The following is a 22082-nucleotide window of genomic DNA, read 5'->3' as shown; positions in this document are numbered from 1 at the left end:
ATCTGTTGATAATAAGTATTATCATTTCAAATCTGGGCTGCGGGTGGGATATACCGTGTTATCAGATTGTGCGCCTGGCGCTCCGGTCCAGTCTGTAGCCGCCTGCTGCCGAGGCGGAAGAATTTTCCCCTGGAGTAAGGTACCGAAACATGGCTGGCGACATTGCGCAACGCGATCAAATCGTACATGGCCTGTACCGCGAGCATCATGCCTGGCTGGTGTCATTGTTGCGCCGGCGCCTGGGGGACAATCATCAGGCCGCTGATCTGGCGCAGGACGTTTTTGAACGGCTGCTGCGCGTGGATCTGGCGCATCTGCTGGAACCCCGTGCCTATCTCAGTACCATTGCTTCGCGTCTGGTTGCTTCGCATTTCCGCCGGCGCGCGCTGGAGCAGGCCTGGGAAGAAGTCATGGCCAATCAGCCTGAACCTTGCTGCGATTCCGCAGAAACGCAGTATCTGATTCTTGAGTCGCTGCTGGCGGTCTGGAAAGCCCTGGATGGCCTGTCGTTGCGAACCCGGCAGATATTCCTGATGGCGCAAATCGACGGGCTCTCTCACAAGGAAATCGCTGCGCAGCTGGGCGTGACGGCCAATGCGGTGCAAAAGGCCGTCGCGCGTGGCCTGGAACAATGTTATTTCGCTGTCTATGACTGTGTCTGACCGGCCGGCTTCCCCTGTGCGGGCGGGTGTTGCGCCCGCTGATGAAACACCGATGGATCGCGGCATCATCCGTCAGGCCGCCATGTGGGCGGCACGCATACAGGCAGGGGCGGGGCAACAGGATCAGGAGTCCTGTTGCCGCTGGCGCGCCGCAGACCCCCGGCATGAAATCGCCTGGCAACGGGTAACCGGCCTGGGCATGATGCTGCAGGACAACCTGGGAGCGGCCGGGGCGCCGCATGTGCGCGAGGTGCTGGGCCGGGCCCAGCACAAGGCAGCGCGCCGAGGTCTGCTGCGCGGCGTGGTCGGGGGCGCTGCGCTGGCTGGCATCTGGTATGGGGCCGGCCCGGCGCGTCAGGCCTCTGCCGTATGGCTGGCTGATGCCGCCAGCCAGCCTGGTGAACGCCGTATCCTGGAATTGGATGACGGCACCTTGATCTACCTGAATACCCGATCGGCCGTGGATGTGCAGTATTCCGCGGCGGTGCGCAGCGTGACGCTGCTGCAGGGGGAAATCCTGATCGAGACAGCCGTGGACAGTCAGGGGCGGCCTTTTCTGCTGCAGACCGCCAGCGGTGTGTTGCAGCCGGTAGGCACGCGCTTCGTGGTGCGGGAACACAGCGCCCGGCAATACGAGCTGACCGTCATGCAGGGGGCGGTGGATTGGTGGCCCTTGCAGGCCGAGGGCGAAGCTGCCGTGCGCGTGCAGGCTGGCGAACGCCTGAGTTTCGGGCAGCAAGGCCCTGAATTGCCGGTAACGCCGGCATCGCGCAATGCGGCGGCCTGGGAGCATGGCATGCTGGTGGCGGACAATCTGCCGCTGCATCGCTTTCTGGAAGAGTTGGGGCGTTACCGCCGTGGCTGGTTGTATTGCGATCCTGCCATTGCGGACTTACCGGTAGTGGGCGTGTTTTCGGTGGAGGATACCGAAGCCTCTTTGTCACTGCTGGCGCAAATCCTGCCCGTCAGGGTGCGCAGACGCTCCCGGTTCTGGATCACGGTCGAGCCTTTATCCGGCTGATTGTAAGAATTGTAAGCAATACGGCGTATCTGGCTGCGTCAAGCGACAACAGAACTGAAGCGTCCGGGGATGCCCTGGGCGCCAGCAACCGTTTTGATGGAATGCCGCCGCCATGCCAGTTAATTTCCTTCCCCGTCCCAACGTGACGCGGGCCTGCCTGATTACCGTCTTCCTGGGGCTGGGATATCTGCCCGGCGCCGGCATGCCTGCCGCCGATGCGGCAGAGACTGCGGCCGCGGCCGGTCTGCAGGATTTCAGCATTGCGCCGGGACGCTTGAATGAAGTGCTGGGGCAGTTCGGCCAACAGGCTGGGGTGATGGTCGGCAGTGCGCCGGCGTTGACCCAGGGTTTGGAAAGCCGTGGCCTGCAGGGGCGTTTTTCGCCCGCTGAAGGCCTGACGCGCCTGTTGTCGGGCACCGGCCTGGAGGCCAGGCAGCTGGAGGATGGCAGTTTTCTGCTGCGGGCCGCACCCCAGGCCGGCAATGCGGCGGTGCTTGATACCGTCATCGTGACGGGTGACGACCTCTCTCCCAAGGATGATGCTTATCGCAAGGCAGGTTCTTCCAGCTATATTTCACGCGACGATATCGAGCGCTTCCGGGGGACCTCGGTCGGCGACATTTTCAAGGGCACTCCTGGTGTGCTGGTGGGCGAAAACCGCAATAGCGGCGGCCTGGATATCAATATTCGCGGCATGCAGGGGCAGGGGCGGGTGCCGGTGCTGATTGATGGCGCACGTCAGGAAACCACGGTGTACCGTGGCTACTCCGGCGTGTCGTCGCGCAGTTATGTCGATCCGGATCTGATCGGCGGTATCCAGATCGACAAGGGCGTGACCATGACGGCGCAGAGCAGTGGCGCGATTGGCGGCCTGGTGAGCATGCGTACCCTGGAAGCGGCCGACATCGTCAAGGATGGCGAAACCTTCGGCATTCGCATGCGCGGCAGTGCCATCGGCAACAACAGCGGCGCGGCGGTGGAGCCCGGTACCCAGTCCGGTTACCGTTCGGTCGGCGGTTTGCTGGGCGGCGTGACGGAGTATCGCCAGGATTGCGCCAGCGCCTGGCTGTGCCAGGGCTCGGATGTCGCGCAGTTGTACCCGACCGATGAAACCATGAATCGGCCGGGCACGTTCAAGCCCAAAAGCTATGCCGGCAGCATTGCCATCGCCAAGCGTTTTGACAATCTGGATCTGCTGGCCGCCTATGCGCACCGGGAACAGGGCAACTATTACGCCGGCAAACATGGGCAAACGCCCTGGCTGGATCTCAGCGAAAAATACAACCGGGGTTTCTATACGCAGGTGGTGCCCAAACTGGAGGGCGCATCGCGTTTTCGTGGTGAAGAGCTGATCGTCAACAGCAACTACGAAAGCAATTCCACGCTGCTCAAGGCCAAGACCTGGCTGCCGGCCGACCAGGAACTGGAGCTGGGTTTCATGCGCTATGACAGCAGCTATGGCCAGCTGATGCCGTCCCAGCTGATCTGGTTCGGCAATGCCGAGCAGACGGAAAACAGCGAAGTGACGGTCAAGACCTATACCTCACGCTATCGCTGGAATCCGCAGGACAACGATTTGATCGACTTGCGCCTGAATGCCTGGCTGACGGATACCGATACGCTCAACCGGAACTATTCCGAAACCGTGGGTCAGGTATCAGGCGGTTCGCTCAATGGCCGGGAAAAATACAAGCGCCGCGGCCTGGATCTCACCAATACCATGATGATCTACCGGCTCGGCAGTATCCGCCTGGATTATGGCGCCTCCGCGCAATGGGAAAAGATCGGTTCGCATGCGCTGGGCGATACCCAGCAGGCGGATAACAGCTTTTATCGTGATGGCAAGCGCACCGAATACAGTCTGTTCACTTCCCTGCAATGGAAACCGGTCGATAGCGTGACGCTTGATGCTGGCCTGCGCTATACGCGTTTCCGGGTGCAGGATGACAATGCCATCGAGATCGACGAAGAAAGCGCCTATTGCGTGGACATGGACAACGACGGTCGCTGCGATCCGGTGTTCTACAGCAACCGCAAGACAGGCGTGACGCCCAGTCTCAGTGCAACCTGGGAGTTTGCCGATGGCTGGCAGGTCTATGGCCTGTACGCCGAAGCGATCCGTATGCCCAGCCTGTTCGAAAGTTCCAGCGGTTTCTCCGTAACGCCGACACTGGATTCCGATCTCAAGCCTGAGCATGCCTATAACCGCGAGTTCGGCCTGAATCTGTTCCAGGATGGCGTCCTGACATCGAATGACCATCTGCGCCTGAAGTTCGCCTACTTCCGCAATACCGTGCGCAACTACCTGACGCGCACGATCAGCAATACCTGGGAAGATACTTCTACCGGGCAGAATTCGTTCTGGCGCATGCGCAATATCGACAGGGCGACCTTCAATGGCCTGGAAGTCAGCGGGTCCTATGACCTGGGCTATCTGTTTACGGATTTCGGCGCGACCCGCTATACCAAGATCGAGACTTGCCTGACGGGCAGCTACCGCCGCTATGCCTGCACGGACTACGGCATTGCCAATAGCTACATCAACAACATGATTCCGCCCAAGTGGCATGCCACGGCCACTATTGGCACACGTTTGTTCGACCAGCGCCTGACGATGGGTGTGCGTGGCACCTTCATGGGTAAACGCAATCCGGTGCCTGAAAACAATAACCAGGCTTCCAGCAACATCGGCTTGGCTTCGACCGCACCGGTGGAGTGGCACGCCTACAAGGTGTTCGATCTGTTCGCCTCTTACAAAGTGAACGACAGCCTTAGCGTGGACTTCAATATCGACAACTTCACCGATCGCTATTACCTCGATGCGCTTAGCCTGGGGCTGGTTCCGGCACCTGGACGAACGGCGCGCCTGAGTGCCACGGTTTCTTTCTGATTGATTGTGCTTCGATTTTTCCAAGGGGGCGACCGCCCCCGGAGGCTTGATTTCATGAGTTCCATTTTTAAACATTCCCTGGCTGGACTGGGCATGGCGCTATTGCTGGCGGCATGCGGCGGGGGCGGGGATGGCGACGGCACGGCCTCGCCCAGCGTCAGTATCAGCGCCGATAAAACCCTGGTTGAAGTTGGCCAGACCATCACGTTTTCCAGCAGTACCGATGCCGGCGGTACGCCGGGCTATGCCTGGAAACTGCGTGGCCAGCCACCTGCCAGCAAAGCGGTGCTGGCAACGCCTGAGCAGCCCAGCAGCGCACTGACTCCGGATCGTGTGGGCAATTACCTGGTCGGCTTGACGGTGACCGACGGCCAGCGCGGCGCGGAAGCGCAAGTGACAGTGACCGCCTTCAGCAGGGTACCGGTTGCCAATGCCGGTGAAGATATTGCGACCCTGCCGGGTGAGGTGCAACTTGATGGCTCAGGCAGCCAGCCCCCGTATCAAGGGGATGCTACCCGGCTGAGGTATGCATGGGTTCTGGTCAGCCGGCCCGATGGCAGCACGGCGAGCCTGGATGATGCGACCTTGGTCAAGCCCAGACTCACTGCCGACAAGACCGGTGAGTACAAGGCGGCACTGACAGTGCGCTACGACGATATGGTCAGCGTGGCCGATGAGGTCGATATCAAGGTGGTCGCGGCCAATGTGCCGCCTGTGGCCGTCATCAGCAGGAATGGCGAGTCCGTCAATGGCAAGACATTGACGGTTGTGCGTGACGAGCCTTTGACGCTGGGAGCGGAATTGAGCACCGATCCAGACCGGCCGGGCGAGACTGCACACATGCAATATCGCTGGGATTTCCTGGGCAATGGCAATTCCAATGGCCTGCCTATCGGTTCCAAGGCAGTGATGCAGGGTGAGCGCACGGCAACGATGACCTTCACGCCGGATGTGGCAGCCACTTACTACGTAACGCTGCATGTCTATGACGGCGTGACGCGTTCTTCGGTCATGCTGGGCATTCGTGCCCAGCCGCCTGAAGGGGCGGAAAACAGGCCGCCGGTCCTGGCGTCGCCGCTGCCGCCCTCTGGCAACAATAGCTATGAAATCGAGCGCGGCAAGCAGAAGGTCATTTTCACCAGCGACCGGGCTGCCCATGACCCGGATGGCGACAGCTATGTCTATGAGTGGAGCTGGATTTCCTATCCTGACGGTTTCGACCCCGTGGCAGACGCCACGCTGAGCACCTCCTATTGGGACAGCGGTTTCATTCCTAAAGTCGATGGTGACTATGTCATTGAAGCGCGGCTCAAGGATAGCAAGGGGGCTTATAGCAATACCGTGCGGCAAACCTACAGCGTCATACTGGGCGCGAATCACGCACCGCGTGCCGAGGCCAGCAGCGCCACCGGCAACACCAACTTCATGGTAGGTGAAAAAGCGGCCTTGTCAGGCAGCAACAGTTCGGATGTGGATGGCAATCGTCTGGTATTCCGCTGGGAGTTGGTGGATCGCCCCGATGGCAGCGCGGCCGCGTTCGACAATGCCAAAATGGAGCGCCCCTTGCTGCTGCTCGACAAGCCGGGCTACTACACTGCCCGCCTGTCTGTGACCGACGAATGGGGCTTCCCGAACTATTACGCCAATAACCGGCCTGAATACATCACGATCAAGGCCAAATCGGAAAACCATGCGCCGGTGGTGCGACCTTCGCTGGATCAACCCTATACGGCGGAGCAGCCGCTGGTGCTGGGGGTGCGGGAGCGGCGCAAGTACACCAATGGGGTGACACAGGTGACGGAAGATGTGGTGGTGCATACATCGTTCTCGATTGATGCCAACGCTTACGACCCGGATGGCGATACCATGACCTATCTGTGGAATCTGACTGGCGAACCTTCGGGCCAGAAGTTTGCCTTTGCGTCGGACGCTGCATGCCAGAATGGCCGCACGGCATCGGATGCCTCGCTGGCGACGGCAGGCAAGACCCTGATGCAGTATTGGGCGGAAATCCTGGAGGCACGCAGCTGGTCATGCCCCAAACAGGTTTTGGCGCCTACCCTGCCGGGCACCTATTCGCTGGAAGCGCTGGTGTATGACGGTTCCATCACGGTCGGACCGTACTCATTGAGCGTGCCGGCGGTAGAACGCGCCAACTTCCCGACCTTGTTGCTGGAACACCTGAAAACGGCTGATGCTGTCGATGAAACCGAGGTGGTGCAGCGTGTGCTGCCGAACAAGCAACAGAACTATGTGAGCCGCTATTCCTTCGAGCCTGAATTCGACCCCGTCGTAAGCTATTACCGTCTGACGGCCTTCGATAAGGACTACACCATCGGGAACCTCAAGGCGACCTCGGATACGGCGGATTTCAGTGCCAGTTTCAACGGGTTGGAACAGGGCATGGTTATCCGAAAAGGGCAGTCGGTGGTATTCAGCCTGCGCTTGCAGCGGGATAATCCGAATGCAGACATGATCTTCAATGCGACCTTGCTTTGGTCCTTCGACATTGCAGGGCGCCCGGATTGGAGCTTCCTATCGACAGGGTGGCTGACCTATATGTAAACCAATGCCGTTGTCCGCGCAGCCTGCCAGGGCTGTGCGGACCTGGCAATACACTGATCTCCGAGGAGCGCAGGCGCCTGGCGCTATGAACTCAGCGCCAGAGGGTAGGGGGAAAAACTTCCTACATCCTCGCTGACAGCGAGTTTGCCGCCGATGTAGGGGAAGGCTCGCTGCGGGCAGCTGGGCCGTTCACAGACTTTACAGCCCATGCCGATAGGCGTGGGGGCCTGCGGATCGTGCAGATCCAGCCCTTGCGCATAGACCAGGCGATGGGCGTGTTCAATATCGCAGCCCAGGGCAACGGCAAACATTTTTTCCGGCTGGCCGAAACCGCCGGTTTGATGCGATACGGTACGGGCGATCCAGAGATACACACGGCCATCCGGCATGCGGGCCAATTGCCGCAGAATCCTGCCCGGATGAGAAAACGCTTCATAGACATTCCATAACGGACAGGTGCCGCCAATGCGCGAGAAGTGGAAATGTGCGGCGGATTGCCGTTTGGAGATATTGCCGGCGCGATCCACCCGGATAAAGAAGAAGGGTACGCCGGTGGCATCCGGACGTTGCATGGTGCTGAGCCGGTGGCAGACGGTTTCAAAACTGACACCGAACTGTTGCCCCAGCAGATCAATGTCGTAACGCAACGCCTGGGCGGCAGCCAGGAATCGGCCATAGGGCAAGATCAGCGCGCCAGCGAAGTAATTGGCCAGGCCCAGCCGCACCAGGCGGCGGACTTCTTCCCCGGAAAAACGGGGGGCTTCCGACATGCGGCGCAGGGTCTCGTCCATTTCCAGATAGGCCAGCTGCGTGGCCAGCTGGAAGGCTTGCTGACCAGGAGCCAGCGCCGGCGAGAGGTATAGCTCGGCTGCGGCTTCATCAAGCCTGCGCTGCAGACCGGCGCCGGGCGACTGCAGACGCACGGCAATGCCGTGGCGTTCCGACAGGCGTGCCGCCAGGCGGTCTGCCAGCCGTGGGGGCGGGCAGTCGGCCAGTTCCCATTCATCAACACAGCGTTCCGCGTAGCGGTCCAGTTCTGCGAAGTGGTTGTGGTGCGTGAAAAAGAAATCCCGCACTTCTTCATAGGGCTGGTCGGGCGCGGCAAGCGCACGGCCACGGTCGCCGGCATCATCGCCCGCCAGGACTTCGGCCATGCTGTCCAGACGCTCCAGGGCTTCGCGATGGCGCCGGTGCAGCTGGATCAGCACCCGTCCCACGGCAGGCATATTGGCCGCAATTTCCCGGATTTCCGCCAACGAAATGCGCGCGTCGTCAGTGCCGCCCACGGCAGAGGCCGGCAGGCTGGCCGTGACTTCACGCAGCGCAGCCACCATGCGCGCTTCGCCGTCATCGGAAAAGCTTTGGATATCGACATCCAGGGCTTCGCTTAGCCGCAGCAGCACCGGCATGGTCAAAGGCCGCTGGTTTTTTTCCAGCTGATTGAGATAGCTGGGTGACAGGCCCAGCGTCCGCGCCAGCGCCGCCTGGGTCATGCCGTGCTCTTCGCGCAGACGGCGCAGGCGCACACCCATGAAAACTTTACGCATGCCTGCCGTCCTCCCGAGGCAATCCTGATCTTTCTATTTTATTCGCAAGATTTGCAAAACAGGTCTTTGGCGTACGCCGAATTTCGCCTTGTAAAGAGTGACATGGCAAAGTGGCTTGCGTAGACTGCAAATAAAAAAAGGCCATTCGATACCCCCACGCTGAAGCACCGGTTCCGGCCGGCAGGCGGGAACCGGGCAGGCAGCATTTCCAAGGCGCTTTCAGGCGCCAGGTATTGTGGCGGAGCACTTCGGCCCCCAGGGGTTCAGTGTTCCCTTAGTGCAGCGGCAGACACCGCCAGGAAAACGAGGAGAGCAAAACATGAGTGCAGAAACGACTTCCACGGGAATCAAACCCAAAAAATCCGTGGCCCTGTCCGGCATCGTGGCGGGCAATACCGCCTTGTGTACGGTTGGCCGTAGCGGCAATGACCTGCACTACCGCGGCTACGATATTCTGGATTTGGCCAATGGCAGCGAATTCGAGGAAATCGCCTACCTGCTGGTGCATGGCAAGCTGCCGAACCAGTCGGAGCTGGTGGCATACAAAACCAGGCTGAAGAGCCTGCGTGGCCTGCCAGTGCAGATACGTGCCGTACTGGAGGCCCTGCCCGCCGCGACGCACCCGATGGATGTGATGCGCACCTATGTATCGGCGCTGGGCACGATCCAGCCCGAAAAAGACGACCACAATCTGCCGGGCGCGCGCGACATTGCCGACAAGCTGATGGCATCGCTGGGTTCGGCGCTGCTGTACTGGTATCACTATGCCAACAATGGGCGGCGTATTGAAGTGGAAACCGACGATGACTCCATCGGCGGCCATTACCTGCACCTGCTGCATGGCAAGAAACCGTCCGCATCCTGGGTCGAGGCCATGCATACCAGCCTGATCCTGTATGCCGAGCATGAGTTCAATGCCTCGACTTTCGCTTGCCGTGTCATCACCGGCACCGGGGCGGATCTGTATTCGGCGATTACCGGCGCGATCGGTGCATTGCGCGGCCCCAAACATGGCGGCGCCAACGAAGTTGCCTTCGAGATCCAGAATCGCTATGCCAGCCCTGACGACGCCGAAGCCGACATCCGTGCCCGGGTCGAGCGCAAGGAAGTCGTGATTGGCTTCGGGCATCCGGTCTATACCGTCAGCGACCCGCGTAACAAAGTCATCAAGGAAGTGGCACGTCAGCTGTCCAAAGATGCCGGCACGCTGCGCCTGTTCGACATTGCCGAACGCCTGGAAACCGTCATGTGGGATGTGAAGAAAATGTTCCCCAATCTCGACTGGTTCAGCGCGGTGAGCTATCACATGATGGGGGTGCCGACGGCGCACTTCACGCCGCTCTTTGTCCTGGCCCGCACTGCGGGATGGAGCGCGCATGCCATCGAACAGCGCCAGGACGGCAAGATCATCCGCCCCAGCGCCAACTATATCGGCCCGGAAGATCAGACTTTCGTGCCCTTGGCCAAACGCGGCGCGTAAGCGTCGCGCTGCCATCCGCTGCCATCACCCTGTGCCGGCCCCAGAGGCCGGCATGCACGACCCTCTATTTTTGAAAGACGAGAAGCCTTCATGTCCGCACACATTTCCAATGTCCGTCCCGATCCCGATCAGGTTCTGGTCGATATCGCCGATTACGTTCTCAACTATCGCATCGAATCCTCGCTGGCCTACGAGACCGCGCGCAATTGCCTGATCGACACGCTGGGCTGCGGCTTGGAAGCGCTGGAGTACCCGGCTTGCCGCAAGCTGCTCGGCCCGGTCGTCCCCGGCACCATCGTGCCGCATGGCGCCAAGGTACCTGGCACGCAGTTCCAGCTGGACCCGATACAGGCCGCGTTCAACATCGGGGCCATGATCCGCTGGCTGGACTTCAATGACACCTGGCTGGCGGCAGAGTGGGGTCACCCGAGCGACAATCTGGGTGGCATCCTGGCCACGGCCGACTGGATCAGCCGCAACCGCGTGGCGCAGGGCAAGGCGCCGCTGAAAATGCGCGATGTCCTGACGGCCATGATCAAGGCCCATGAAATCCAGGGCGTCATCGCGCTGGAAAACTCCTTCAACAAGGTTGGCCTGGATCACGTGGTTCTGGTCAAGGTGGCTTCGACCGCGGTGGTGGCGGAGATGCTGGGCCTGTCGCGGGAGGAAATCATCAATGCGGTTTCCCTGGCCTGGGTGGATGGCCAGTCGCTACGCACTTACCGCCATGCGCCGAATGCGGGCAGCCGCAAAAGCTGGGCCGCTGGCGACGCCACCAGCCGCGCCGTCCGTCTGGCGCTGATCGCCAAAACAGGTGAAATGGGCTATCCCAGCGTGCTGACGGCCAAAACCTGGGGGTTCTACGACGTGCTGTTCAAGGGCCAGCCCTTCAAGTTCCAGCGCAGCTACGGTTCCTACGTGATGGAAAACGTGCTGTTCAAGATCAGCTTCCCGGCCGAGTTCCACAGCCAGACGGCGGTTGAGGCGGCAGTCACGCTGCACGGCAAGCTCAAGGCGGCGGGCAAATCGGTTGATGACATCAGCAAGATCACCATCCGCACCCATGAAGCCTGCATTCGCATCATTGACAAGCAAGGCCCACTGAACAACCCGGCAGACCGCGACCACTGCATTCAGTACATGGTGGCCGTACCGCTCATCCATGGCAACCTGGTGGCAGCGCATTATGAAGATGCCTTCGCGCAATCCGATGCCCGCATCGACGCGCTGCGTGCCAAGATTCACTGCGTGGAAGATACCCAATTCACCGCTGACTATCACGACCCGGAAAAACGCAGCATTGCCAACGCGCTGACGGTAGAGTTCAAGGATGGCAGCCGCCTGGAAGAAGTCGTGGTGGAATACCCCATTGGCCACAAGCGTCGTCGTGAGCAGGGTATCCCTCTGCTTGAAGCCAAGTTCCGTACCAACCTGGCTCGTCAGTTCCCGACGCGTCAGCAAGAGGCCATCCTGGCGGTCAGCCTGGATCAGGCCACCCTGGAAGACACGCCGGTCAACGAGTACGTGGATCTCTACGTGATCTGAAGCCTCCCAGCCATCGGCATAGGTAGATGCCAGGTTGATGCGGGTATCTACCGGGCAGCGCCAGTCCCCACGGCTGGCGCTGTTTCGCCACCTGGCCGAGGTTGAATCAGGACCCCTTGGCGTGCCTTGCCGGGCAAGCCAGGGTGCCGGATGGCCGGCATCACGGATCTGAGTGGCTGCAATTTGAAGGAATACATGAAATGAGTCAGTCATCATCCCCAAGGAAAAAACTGCGCGCACTGGCCGAAGCCCGGCGCGGCATCATCGTCCCGGGTGCATTCAACGCCTTGTCGGCCCGGGTCATTGCGGACCTGGGCTTTGAAGCCATCTATATCACCGGGGCGGGCGTCACCAACATGAGTTTTGGTCTGCCGGACCAAGGGTTCATGGGGCTGAGCGACATAGCCGAGCACACAGCCCGCATCCGCGATGCCGTGGAGGTTCCGCTATTGGTGGATGCCGACACCGGCTTTGGCAATGCGCTCAACACCTATCACGCCGTGCGCACGCTGGAGCGTGCCGGTGCCGACTGCATCCAGCTGGAAGACCAGGTCAGCCCCAAGCGCTGTGGGCACTTTTCCGGCAAGGAAGTCATCGCGGCCGATGAAATGGTCGGAAAAATCAAAGCCGCTGTCGATGCGCGCCGCGACGCCGACTTTTTGGTCATGGCGCGCACCGATGCACGCAGCACGCACAGCTTTGAAGAAACCATAGAGCGTGCAGGCCGCTATGCTGAAGCGGGGGCAGACATCCTCTTTGTCGAAGCGCTGGAAACCCAGGAAGAAGTTCGACGCTTGCCGACGCTGGTGGACAAGCCACAACTCATGAACCTCGTCATCGGCGGCAAAACCCCGATTTTCAACGCCACGGAACTGGGTGGCCTGGGCTTTGCCTTCGTGCTGTACGCCAACGCAGCCCTGCAAGGCGCAGTCGCCGGCATGCAGAAAGCCCTCACGGTGCTGCGCGACGAAAAGGAAGTTCAGGAAGACCCTGCACTCGTCACCCCCTTCCTTGAACGTCAGCGGCTGGTGAACAAGCCATTCTGGGATGAACTGGAGAAGCGGTATCGCTGAGAACTCGATACGCTCCCTGGTGTGAGGGCGGAGCTGGCGAAGCCATCGTCTGGTTCGCTACCCGTTGCACATGTTGTGATCGAAGCCCGGGCCGGCAGCAATGTTGGCTTGGGTTTTTTTGCGTTCTGAGGTGAGAGGAGCGTTACAGGACGATTGTCGCGGCGGTTAAAGGAAGCCATAACAAAGGATTGACGTAAGATTAAGCTAATTTATTGACAGTAGAGAGCCAGGCGATTTCCCATGGAAGACATTCCTGCATCAGATCTAAGTACCTGGCATAGCCTGAAAATCATCCAGCAATTGAGTGCGCTGGCGGCATTAATGCACGATCTGGGTAAGGCCAGTGATGCCTTTCAGGATCGTTTGACGGGAGACCTTAAAGAGAAAAATCTCTATCGTCATGAATGGGTATCCGTCCGCCTATTTCAGGCCTTTGTGACGAGCTGCGGCGGGTTGACGGATGACCGGGTATGGCTGCAACAACTGGCTAACGCTGCAGATGCACAGGACGTTGCTTTGTGGGCGCAGCAGTGGACGAGTCCGGCTTTGCAACGGGATGGGCTGGATAACCCGCCGGATGCGTCCATGAATCCCTTGACGGTTTTGCCGCCGCTGGCGCGGGCACTGGCCTGGCTGATTCTGTCTCATCATCGCCTGCCCGCCGTGCCGGAGGCTGCCAGCAGTCAGGAGGCGAAGGTCTGGCATGGCAAAGTGCAGACCGAGTTGAATGTTGGCGATCTGGCTGATGTCCTGGGAAGAATAGACGCCAACTGGAACGAGCCCTATACGAGCGCACAGCGCCGGGAACAGGCTAAAGCGAAGGTACGCAGGTACTGGCAGTTCAGCCAGCCCTTGCCTGTTGTGGCATCAGCCTGGCGTAAACGTGCCGCACGCATGGCGATTGGTTTGTTGAAAGCCCTGCCGGTGCCGGGACCAGCGCAGGGTGTGCCTGCAGATAAGATGGCAGACCTGCCATGCGATACCTATGTGATGCATCTGGCAAGGCTATCCCTGATGCTGGGAGATCACTATTACTCCAGTCTGGGCATTGATACACACGGTAAGGCAGTGGTCGAGCGGCAAGCTTTCCTGTCAGCCAAGAGTCGTCTCTATGCCAATACCACTCGTCATGGCGGGGAAAACGTATTGAATCAGACACTGGATGAGCATCTACTCGGTGTGGAACAGGCTGCCAGCCGGGTGGTGCATGCCTTGCCAGGGCTGACGCGGCAGCTGGCACATCTGCGTAACCACAAACGCTTGAAAATGCGCAGCAGCAACCCGCGTTTTCGGTGGCAGGACAAGGCGGTTGACTGTGCGGCCGGTTTGGCAGGGCGTTCGGCCTTGCAAGGAGCGTTTATCGTCAATATGGCGTCCACCGGGTGTGGCAAAACGCTGGGGAATGCACGCATCATGAATGCGCTGGCCAATTCCCAGCAAGGCATGCGCTGTGCGTTTGCGATTGGCTTGCGGACCTTAACGCTGCAAACCGGGCGCAGCTTTCAGCAGGATCTGGGGCTGGCCGAGGATGAACTGGCGATTCTGGTTGGTGGGACAGCCAGTCGCCAATTATTCGAGTACTACGAAACCGTCGCAGAAAATACGGGCTCGGCTTCAAGCCGGGCATTGCTGGACGAAACCACGCATGTGGTGTTCGAGGGCAATGATCAGCATCCGGTATTGCAATATCTGGGACGGGATGCTGGTGCCCGCAAATTGCTGGCTGCACCCTTGCTGGTTTGTACGGTCGATCATTTGATGCCAGCGACTGAAAGTCTGCGTGGGGGCAGCCAGATTGCGCCCATGCTGCGCCTGATGACGGGGGATCTCGTTCTGGACGAGCCGGATGATTTCGATCTGGCGGATTTGCCAGCATTGACGCGACTTGTGCATTGGGCAGGGCTGTTGGGTACGCGGTTGCTGTTGTCGTCGGCAACCTTGCCGCCAGCCCTGGTTCAGGGGCTGTTCATGGCCTATCTGGAGGGGCGAAAAAGGTATCAGCGCAACCGGGGGGAGCGGTCGGATGAATCGCCTTGCATCCCCTGCCTGTGGGTGGATGAGTTCAGCCAGCAGCATGTTGAGTGTACGGATGCAGCCGCTTTTGAAGAGCAACACTTGCAGTTTGTCGGCAAGCGTGCAGCCGAATTGAGCATGCAAACCACCAAGCACGCACGCAGGCGTATGCAGGTGTCACCTTTGCCCAAGGGCTTGGGGCAATTGGCATCACAGGAGCGGCGTGAGGCTTTTGCTCACACCCTTTTGCAGGCGGCGCTCAGGTTGCACCGATACCATCACAGCGTGGATCCCAAACATAGGGGTGGGCAAGAGAAGCGTATCAGCTTCGGCTTGATACGCATGGCAAACATCGCGCCGCTATTTGATGTGGCACTGGCGTTGTTCAGGCAGCCTGTGCCGGCCGGGGTGCATATTCATTTGTGTGTCTATCACTCGCAGTTTCCGCTATTTATGCGCTCGGCGATTGAACACCGGCTGGACGGTACGCTGGATCGTCGGGATGAATATGCCGTATTTGACTTGCCGGATATTCGGCGAGCCATTGATACGCATGAGGAATCTGATCAGTTGTTTATCGTGTTGGGCTCGCCGGTGACGGAAGTCGGTCGTGATCACGATTATGACTGGGCCGTCGTCGAGCCTTCTTCCATGCGTTCATTGATACAGCTGGCGGGCCGGGTGTTGCGCCATCGTCCGAATAAGCCGATTACGCAGCCCAATCTATTGGTGTGCCAGACCAACCTGAAGCATTACGAAAGCAGGGATGGCGTTGCCTATTGCAAGCCGGGCTTTGAAAGCAGGGCGTCGGTCTTGCAAACACATCATCTGGCTGATTTGTTGAAACCCTGGCTGGATGAACAATGGCAGATGGCTGTGGATGCCAGGCTGCGCATTCAGCCCAGACCGCAGCACGAATGGCAGCCGGATCGCAATCTGGTGGATCTGGAGCATCAGCGGCTGGCAGAACAAATGTTGCCCAATGGCGGGTCATTGGCGGCGCCGGTGCGTCGCAACCGACTGGCGCGTCAGACAACGGCAGTTCCGGGAGACAGTGCCAGTGCCTCAGTGGCGAAGACGGTGCAGCTGAACGCCAGCAGTTTCTGGCAGGCCAACAATGTCTGCCTGACGGCTGCGATGCAGCAGGCACAGCCTTTTCGCCTGGAAACCCAGCCAGAGGAAGAACTCGTGTTCCTGCCGACAGAAGACGAAGAAGATTACCGCCTCTACCGTATCGTTAAAGGGCCCCGGAAGTGGGAGCGGGGTTATGACGAATGGGAGCTTCTGAATACCCGTATTGCGCAGGAAGCCTTGACCCATGCGCAGATCAGCTGCTGGGGGGATGCGGACATGATGGCAGCGATGCGTGCCCAGGCCGAGGAGATGGATATGCCGCTGAGAACATTCGCGGAAAAGTTTGCGACGGTGACCTTGCGGGTCAAGGCGGAGAACAACCAAGGATGGTATTGGCATCCTTGGCTGGGGTTTGCGCGGAAGGGCTGAGCTTGTCCTGCGATTAGAGATTGGTATATTTCAATTTATGAGTATTTTTTAATTTAGATTATTTTTGGTCTCTGGAAAGGAGCGATCTTGTCAGCAAGTGATGAAGCGGGGCGGACACAGCGTACGCGTGCCGTTATCCAGGCATTCCTGCAGGAACGCCTGCAAGCCAAAATTGAAAAGCTTGCGGAAGATGACCCCAAGCGCAGTGAATGGATCGCTCAATTTCAGGCCGAGCGTTGGCTGGAAGATGCCGCACGCCGCGTCCGGCAGATTCAGGCGGTTACCCATGCGCTGAAACCCATCCACCCCGATGCTCGCGGCACGAATCTGTATTGCATGCCGGCGCAATTGCCAGCGCATGCGCTGGTGGGCAGCCATCTATTGAAGCAGGACTTCTCTGCGGATGTCGTGGGCAACGCGGCGGCGCTGGATGTCTATAAATTCCTCAAACTATCTATAGACGGTCAGACGATACTGGCGTGGCTGCTGGCGGATGATGCTGCAGTGATTGCCGCGTTGCATTCCGATCCGGCGCAGGCCGAACAATGGCAGGCGGCCTTCATCGGCCTCACCCAGGCGCGTGAAGGTGGATTGAGTAGCCATGTCCGCGCCAAGCAGCTCTATTGGCTGGCAGACGGGGACGCCACGGACGACGGGCAGTATCACCTGTTGGCGCCCTTGTATGCGACATCGCTGGCCCACGTGGTGTTTGCCACGATACAAGAGGACCGCTTTGGCGAAAACAATAAAGCAGCGCGGGCGGCTCGCAGGGAGGGGCGGGTGCATGACGGCGTTCTGCATGAGTACCCAGGCTTGGCCGTACAGAAGCTTGGAGGTACCAAACCACAGAACATCAGCCAGTTGAACAGTGAGCGTGGCGGCAATAACTACCTGCTGGCATCCTTGCCGCCGCAATGGCAATCAGGGAAGTTGCGCCAGCCTTGGGGTTTGCAGTCTGTGTTCGATCACATGCTGCTTGCCCGCGAAGGGGTAAAGCCAACCGTCAAGGCGTTTCTGAAATTCCTGAAAAGCGATCCGCCGTCCAATGTGGAAACCCGCGATCGGGTGGAGACCTATGTGACCAGCCTGATTGACGAGATGGTGACCCTGGCAGGCGAGTTGCAGCGAGGGTGGCCCACGGGTTGGACGGCGGATGCGCGTTGCAAACTGGCATTGCCTGAGCAACTTTGGCTGGATCCCAAGCGCGCGGAAAACGATGAGGCATTTCGTAGTCTGTGGCTGTTCATGGATTGGCCGGCGCAGATCGGAGAGCGTTTTGGCAATTGGCTCAATACCCATCTGAGCAAGGAATTCCGGGTCGGAGATATTGAGGCGCGTGAATGGAAAAAGGAACTGTTGGTAGATGAGCGTACGGATGGTTGGGCGCAACGCCTGCATCGTTTGCGTGTGGAACAGAAAGCGCCGCGTTATATCCCGACTCGCGCGGGAGGGCAGGCATGACCGACTTTCGTCATACGCTTGATGGCAAGGGCTTGCTGGTCGTGCCGCATTTGCGTATTCAGAATGCCAATGCCATTTCCAGTCCCTTGACTCATGGGTTTCCTGCGATGACGGCTTTTCTTGGCCTGATGTGGGCGCTGGAAAGAAAACTGGCCGTCGAGAATATTCCTTTGGTGCTGGAAAAAGTGGGGGTGATCTGCCACTGGCATGAAGAGCTGGTTCATGACGGCTACGTCAAGACATTCCGTCTGAGCCGCAATCCCGTCGATAAAGATGGCAGTACCGCCGCCATCGTGGAGGAAGGCCGCATTCATCTGGATATCACCCTGGTATTTCAGGTAGATGGCGGAGAGGTGGACGACAGGAATAATGTGCTGTACCAAGACCAGGAGAAACGACAGGAACTGGCCTGGGCCATACGTCACATGCTGGTAGCCATGCGAATTGCCGGTGGTTCCGTTGTGCACGCTACCCCGGAGCCCGGGCAGTCTATTACTCCGGTATTGCTTGCGATACCGGGGAATGCTGAGGATAGGCTGACTCAGTTCCGCCTGTTGCGCCGTCGCTGGTTGCCGGGCTTCGCGCTGGTCAGCCGTGACGACCTGTTGCAACAGCGCTTGGCGCAATTGCAGACGGAGCAGGCAGAGGCCACGGCATTGGACGCCTGGATGGATCTTGCTCGTTTCAACTGGCGCAGTACAGAGGAGGAGGGCAAGGTCAACTGGAAGCATGACAGGCCCCTGGGTGCCGGCTGGCTGGTGCCAATTCCGGTTGGGTATGGTGCGTTGTCTGAGTTGTACCCCGGTGGGCAGGTTGAACACGCCCGCGACAGAAAAACGCCATTCCGGTTTGTGGAAAGTGTGTATTCACTCGGGCAGTGGATCAGTCCACATCGCCTGTCTGCGATCACCGATATTCTCTGGTGGACGGAAACCCGGGCTGAGCAAGGTCTGTACCAGTGTTGCAACGGTTATCGCCCTGTCGGCGGGCGAGACGAGGCGCTGGAGGATGCGCCAGATATCGGAACCATCGGAACCGAACATTCAAATCATTGAAACATATCCATTGTGATGAGAAAGGAATTGCCATGTCTTTGAAAACTGCTTCGGTATTGGCTTTTGAACGCAAACTCGATCCGTCAGATGCGCTGTTCCATTCTGGTTCATGGGACAAGCTGGCGCAGTCCGGTTCATGGTTGCCAGTAACGCTACGGGAAAAGGCAGTACGCGGTACGATTTCCAATCGTTTGAAAGCCAAAGACCAAGATCCGGTCAAACTGGATGCTGCGATTGAAAATCCCAATCTTCAGACGGTTGATGTGGCCACCTTGCCGGCGGATGCAGATACCTTGAGGGTCAGCTTTACGCTGCGTGTGCTGTCCGGGGCGGGCAAGCCCTCGGCCTGCAACAATGCTGACTATGAAGCCAAGCTGTTGAGTACGGTGGCATCGTATGTGCAGACGCACGGTTTTGCTGAACTGGCCAAACGCTATGCGCACAATCTGGCCAATGGCCGCTTTCTGTGGCGTAACCGGGTTGGGGCAGAGCAGGTTCAGGTGAACGTGGCGCAACTGGAAAAGGGGCTGCCAGTGCAGTCGTGGCAATTCGATGCCTTGCAACTGGGACTGCGCAACTTTGAGGCGGGGGCTGAACAAGCCCAGCGGGACGCATTGGCCGCGGTGATCGCCCAAGGTTTGGCGGGCGAGCAACATGTCTTACTGCAAGTCACTGCATTTGTACGTATTGGTGCAGGACAGGAGGTTTTTCCTTCCCAGGAGCTGGTTCTGGATCGGGGCCGAGGAGATAAAAGCAAGACGCTGTATGACGTTGATGGTGTTGCAGGGATGCACTCTCAAAAACTGGGAAATGCATTGCGTACCATTGATGATTGGTATGACGGAGCGGAAGAGATGGGGCCGATCGCTGTGGAACCGTACGGTTCCGTCACGACCCAGGGGAAAGCATATCGGCAGCCCAAACAAAAACAGGATTTCTACAACTTGCTGGATGACTGGATTTTGAAAGACAAAGCCCCTGCCCAAGCGCAACAGCATTTCGTGATGGCCGTCCTGATTCGTGGTGGGGTCTTTGGTGACGCGGGGAATTGAGGGGAGCATGGTATGACAAGCCACTATGTGGATATCCATCTGCTGCCTGACCCGGAGTTCAGCCAGACTCAGTTGATGAGTGCCCTGTATGCCAAGTTGCATCGCGTCCTGGTGCAGTTAGGAAGTCATGATATTGGGGTGAGCTTTCCTGGCTACAGCCTGAAGCCTAAAGCGCTGGGTGTTGTTATGCGTTTGCATGGTACGGAACCCAGCCTGAAGGCTTTGCAAGCCAAGGATTGGTTGCGTGGCATGCGGGATCATATGGAACACAGTGCCGTTCTGCCAGTACCGCAACAGGTGCAGTACCGGAATATATGGCGGAGGCAGTTCAAAACCAATGCTGACCGCCTGCGTCGGCGTCGTATGCAACGTAAAGGAGAAACGTTCGAGCAAGCTGTGATGGCCATTCCAGAAAGTATTGAACGACAGCCGGATTTACCGTTCATACAGATTCGCAGCGGTAGTACAGGGCAATCATTTCCCATTTTCTTGTTGATGGGGGAGATGCAAGACGAAGCCCGATCCGGGAGCTTCAATTCCTATGGCTTGAGTCAGGTAGCGACCATTCCCTGGTTTTGACCCTTTTTTTAGGGGTTAATAAAAATCCTTTAAAAACAATGGACTGTGATATGGCCGAAAATTTTCACCCTATCGCAGTCATAAAGGCTTTGTTCTTTAATAATCAATGGCATAGAAATAAGATAACCTAGTGGCCTGCCGCATAGGCAGCTTAGAAACGAAACTCAACCGACGCGCCCTGTTTGATTGCGTGGCCTGCCGCATAGGCAGCTTAGAAAAAGCTCAGAATACCCGTTCGGGGCATTCAAGGGTGGCCTGCCGCATAGGCAGCTTAGAAAAATCGAGGTCAAAAACAACTTAGATCTCAACAGTGGCCTGCCGCATAGGCAGCTTAGAAAAGAAGTCGAAAAAATCAGAAAAATTCCATATCGTGGCCTGCCGCATAGGCAGCTTAGAAATTAACCCTGGCAGCGCAGACTCTGCATTCCTTGTGGCCTGCCGCATAGGCAGCTTAGAAATAAAAACCCGCCCCCGACCTGGGGGCCACATAGTGGCCTGCCGCATAGGCAGCTTAGAAACAGCGAAAGCGAGAGGAACAGGAAGCCCAGGAGTGGCCTGCCGCATAGGCAGCTTAGAAATGGGTAAGCTGTATCGCGCCCTGCAGGACATCGTGGCCTGCCGCATAGGCAGCTTAGAAAATCAGGCCAGCGCCCGCTAATGCACCATACCCGTGGCCTGCCGCATAGGCAGCTTAGAAAACCGGGTTGTAAAGGTTCTGGTCTGCCAGGAAGTGGCCTGCCGCATAGGCAGCTTAGAAATGGAACGAAGCGCAGCCGGCAAACGACAATCAGTGGCCTGCCGCATAGGCAGCTTAGAAAGCTGATACGCCACGCGCAGCGCCCGCTGTACCGTGGCCTGCCGCATAGGCAGCTTAGAAATCACCGCTGCCCTTGTCGAAATCCTTGGTATCGTGGCCTGCCGCATAGGCAGCTTAGAAAAGAGCCAACTACCGGACGGCGACCCGGCTAAGGTGGCCTGCCGCATAGGCAGCTTAGAAAGTGCAGATACCCCGCTGGGGCGCGCCAAGAAAGTGGCCTGCCGCATAGGCAGCTTAGAAATGTCCGCCGCAACCTGCGGAACTTAGGCCAGGGTGGCCTGCCGCATAGGCAGCTTAGAAAGTGAAAAATCTTGCCGGTTGCGCCGGTCAGCTGTGGCCTGCCGCATAGGCAGCTTAGAAAATCCAGGCCCACGGAAAACGTCAGGCCGCCAGGTGGCCTGCCGCATAGGCAGCTTAGAAAAAGTTCGACAGCGCATCAGCAAGCGCATCGGCGTGGCCTGCCGCATAGGCAGCTTAGAAATGCCGCCAGGTGCTGTCCAGCGCCGATTGCTCGTGGCCTGCCGCATAGGCAGCTTAGAAAATGCTGCGCGCCAGGGAAGCACAAGGGGAAGAGTGGCCTGCCGCATAGGCAGCTTAGAAATTCTGATTGCAGTAGATGATGGCCGTCGCCGTGTGGCCTGCCGCATAGGCAGCTTAGAAAGAAGTCGCGGCTGATCACGCGCTTGACCTGCTGTGGCCTGCCGCATAGGCAGCTTAGAAACAATCCGCACTCCTGATTAGCCCTGCCGTTATGTGGCCTGCCGCATAGGCAGCTTAGAAAACATTGCAAATGACATGTTTTGACGCGTCTTCGTGGTC

At 58.7% G+C, this 22082-nt stretch carries 13 protein-coding genes and 1 CRISPR repeat array (1 of these 14 only partly in view); of the genes, 12 read left to right on the top strand and 1 reads right to left on the bottom strand.

Annotated elements, in window-relative coordinates:
- The first annotated feature begins 149 nt into the window (after positions 1 to 149).
- From ACNA1V_RS04840 to ACNA1V_RS04825, 4 genes are all read left to right on the top strand, one after another.
- Entirely contained in the window at positions 150 to 662 is a 513-nt protein-coding gene (locus tag ACNA1V_RS04840) for a sigma-70 family RNA polymerase sigma factor (protein ID WP_415832449.1), read from the top strand.
- 52 nt (positions 663 to 714) lie between these two features.
- The gene (locus ACNA1V_RS04835) at positions 715 to 1683 is read left to right on the top strand and encodes a FecR domain-containing protein (RefSeq protein WP_415832448.1); all 969 of its coding nucleotides are present in this window, start codon (positions 715 to 717) and stop codon (positions 1681 to 1683) included.
- A 112-nt stretch (positions 1684 to 1795) separates the two neighbouring features.
- Positions 1796 to 4573 carry a TonB-dependent receptor gene (locus tag ACNA1V_RS04830; RefSeq protein WP_415832447.1) on the top strand — a complete coding sequence of 926 codons (2778 nt, stop codon included), beginning with the start codon at positions 1796 to 1798 and terminating at the stop codon, positions 4571 to 4573.
- 54 nt (positions 4574 to 4627) lie between these two features.
- Positions 4628 to 7138: a PKD domain-containing protein gene (locus tag ACNA1V_RS04825; protein WP_415832446.1), complete on the top strand. Its 2511-nt coding sequence runs from the start codon at positions 4628 to 4630 to the stop codon at positions 7136 to 7138.
- An 83-nt stretch (positions 7139 to 7221) separates the two neighbouring features.
- Here the strand turns inward: ACNA1V_RS04825 and ACNA1V_RS04820 are convergent, their stop codons facing one another.
- Positions 7222 to 8685, bottom strand: a complete 1464-nt coding sequence (locus ACNA1V_RS04820) for a short-chain fatty acyl-CoA regulator family protein (protein ID WP_415832445.1) — start codon at positions 8683 to 8685, stop codon at positions 7222 to 7224.
- Positions 8686 to 9004: 319 nt separating this feature from the next.
- Here ACNA1V_RS04820 and prpC point away from each other — a divergent pair, with 319 nt between their 5' ends.
- From prpC to cas6f, 8 genes are all read left to right on the top strand, one after another.
- A complete protein-coding gene (gene prpC / locus ACNA1V_RS04815) occupies positions 9005 to 10165 on the top strand; it encodes a bifunctional 2-methylcitrate synthase/citrate synthase (RefSeq protein WP_415832444.1) in 1161 nt (386 codons plus the stop codon).
- Between the two features lie 90 nt (positions 10166 to 10255).
- A complete protein-coding gene (locus ACNA1V_RS04810) occupies positions 10256 to 11710 on the top strand; it encodes a bifunctional 2-methylcitrate dehydratase/aconitate hydratase (protein WP_415832443.1) in 1455 nt (484 codons plus the stop codon).
- A gap of 200 nt (positions 11711 to 11910) precedes the next feature.
- The gene (locus ACNA1V_RS04805; protein WP_415832442.1) at positions 11911 to 12783 is read left to right on the top strand and encodes an isocitrate lyase/PEP mutase family protein; all 873 of its coding nucleotides are present in this window, start codon (positions 11911 to 11913) and stop codon (positions 12781 to 12783) included.
- A 240-nt stretch (positions 12784 to 13023) separates the two neighbouring features.
- A complete protein-coding gene (cas3f, locus tag ACNA1V_RS04800) occupies positions 13024 to 16299 on the top strand; it encodes a type I-F CRISPR-associated helicase Cas3f (protein ID WP_415832441.1) in 3276 nt (1091 codons plus the stop codon).
- Between the two features lie 87 nt (positions 16300 to 16386).
- Positions 16387 to 17760: a type I-F CRISPR-associated protein Csy1 gene (gene csy1, locus ACNA1V_RS04795; protein WP_415832440.1), complete on the top strand. Its 1374-nt coding sequence runs from the start codon at positions 16387 to 16389 to the stop codon at positions 17758 to 17760.
- Positions 17757 to 18815: a type I-F CRISPR-associated protein Csy2 gene (gene csy2, locus ACNA1V_RS04790; protein WP_415832439.1), complete on the top strand. Its 1059-nt coding sequence runs from the start codon at positions 17757 to 17759 to the stop codon at positions 18813 to 18815. Before csy1 ends, csy2 begins: the two co-directional genes overlap by 4 nt.
- Before the next feature lie 32 nt (positions 18816 to 18847).
- Positions 18848 to 19867, top strand: coding sequence for a type I-F CRISPR-associated protein Csy3 (gene csy3, locus ACNA1V_RS04785; RefSeq protein WP_415832438.1), 1020 nt, complete (start codon positions 18848 to 18850; stop codon positions 19865 to 19867).
- A 12-nt stretch (positions 19868 to 19879) separates the two neighbouring features.
- On the top strand, positions 19880 to 20446 hold the full coding sequence (cas6f, locus tag ACNA1V_RS04780; RefSeq protein WP_415832437.1) for a type I-F CRISPR-associated endoribonuclease Cas6/Csy4: 567 nt from the start codon (positions 19880 to 19882) through the stop codon (positions 20444 to 20446).
- A gap of 130 nt (positions 20447 to 20576) precedes the next feature.
- Positions 20577 to 22082: direct repeats of the CRISPR family, unit length 28 nt; unit sequence GTGGCCTGCCGCATAGGCAGCTTAGAAA (it continues 82 nt past the right edge of the window).

It is taken from the genome of Kerstersia similis (assembly GCF_965139615.1).
Lineage (GTDB): Bacteria > Pseudomonadota > Gammaproteobacteria > Burkholderiales > Burkholderiaceae_B > Kerstersia > Kerstersia similis.
Note: the sequence above shows the minus strand (reverse complement) of the source record. Positions and strands in the feature narration are given on the sequence as shown.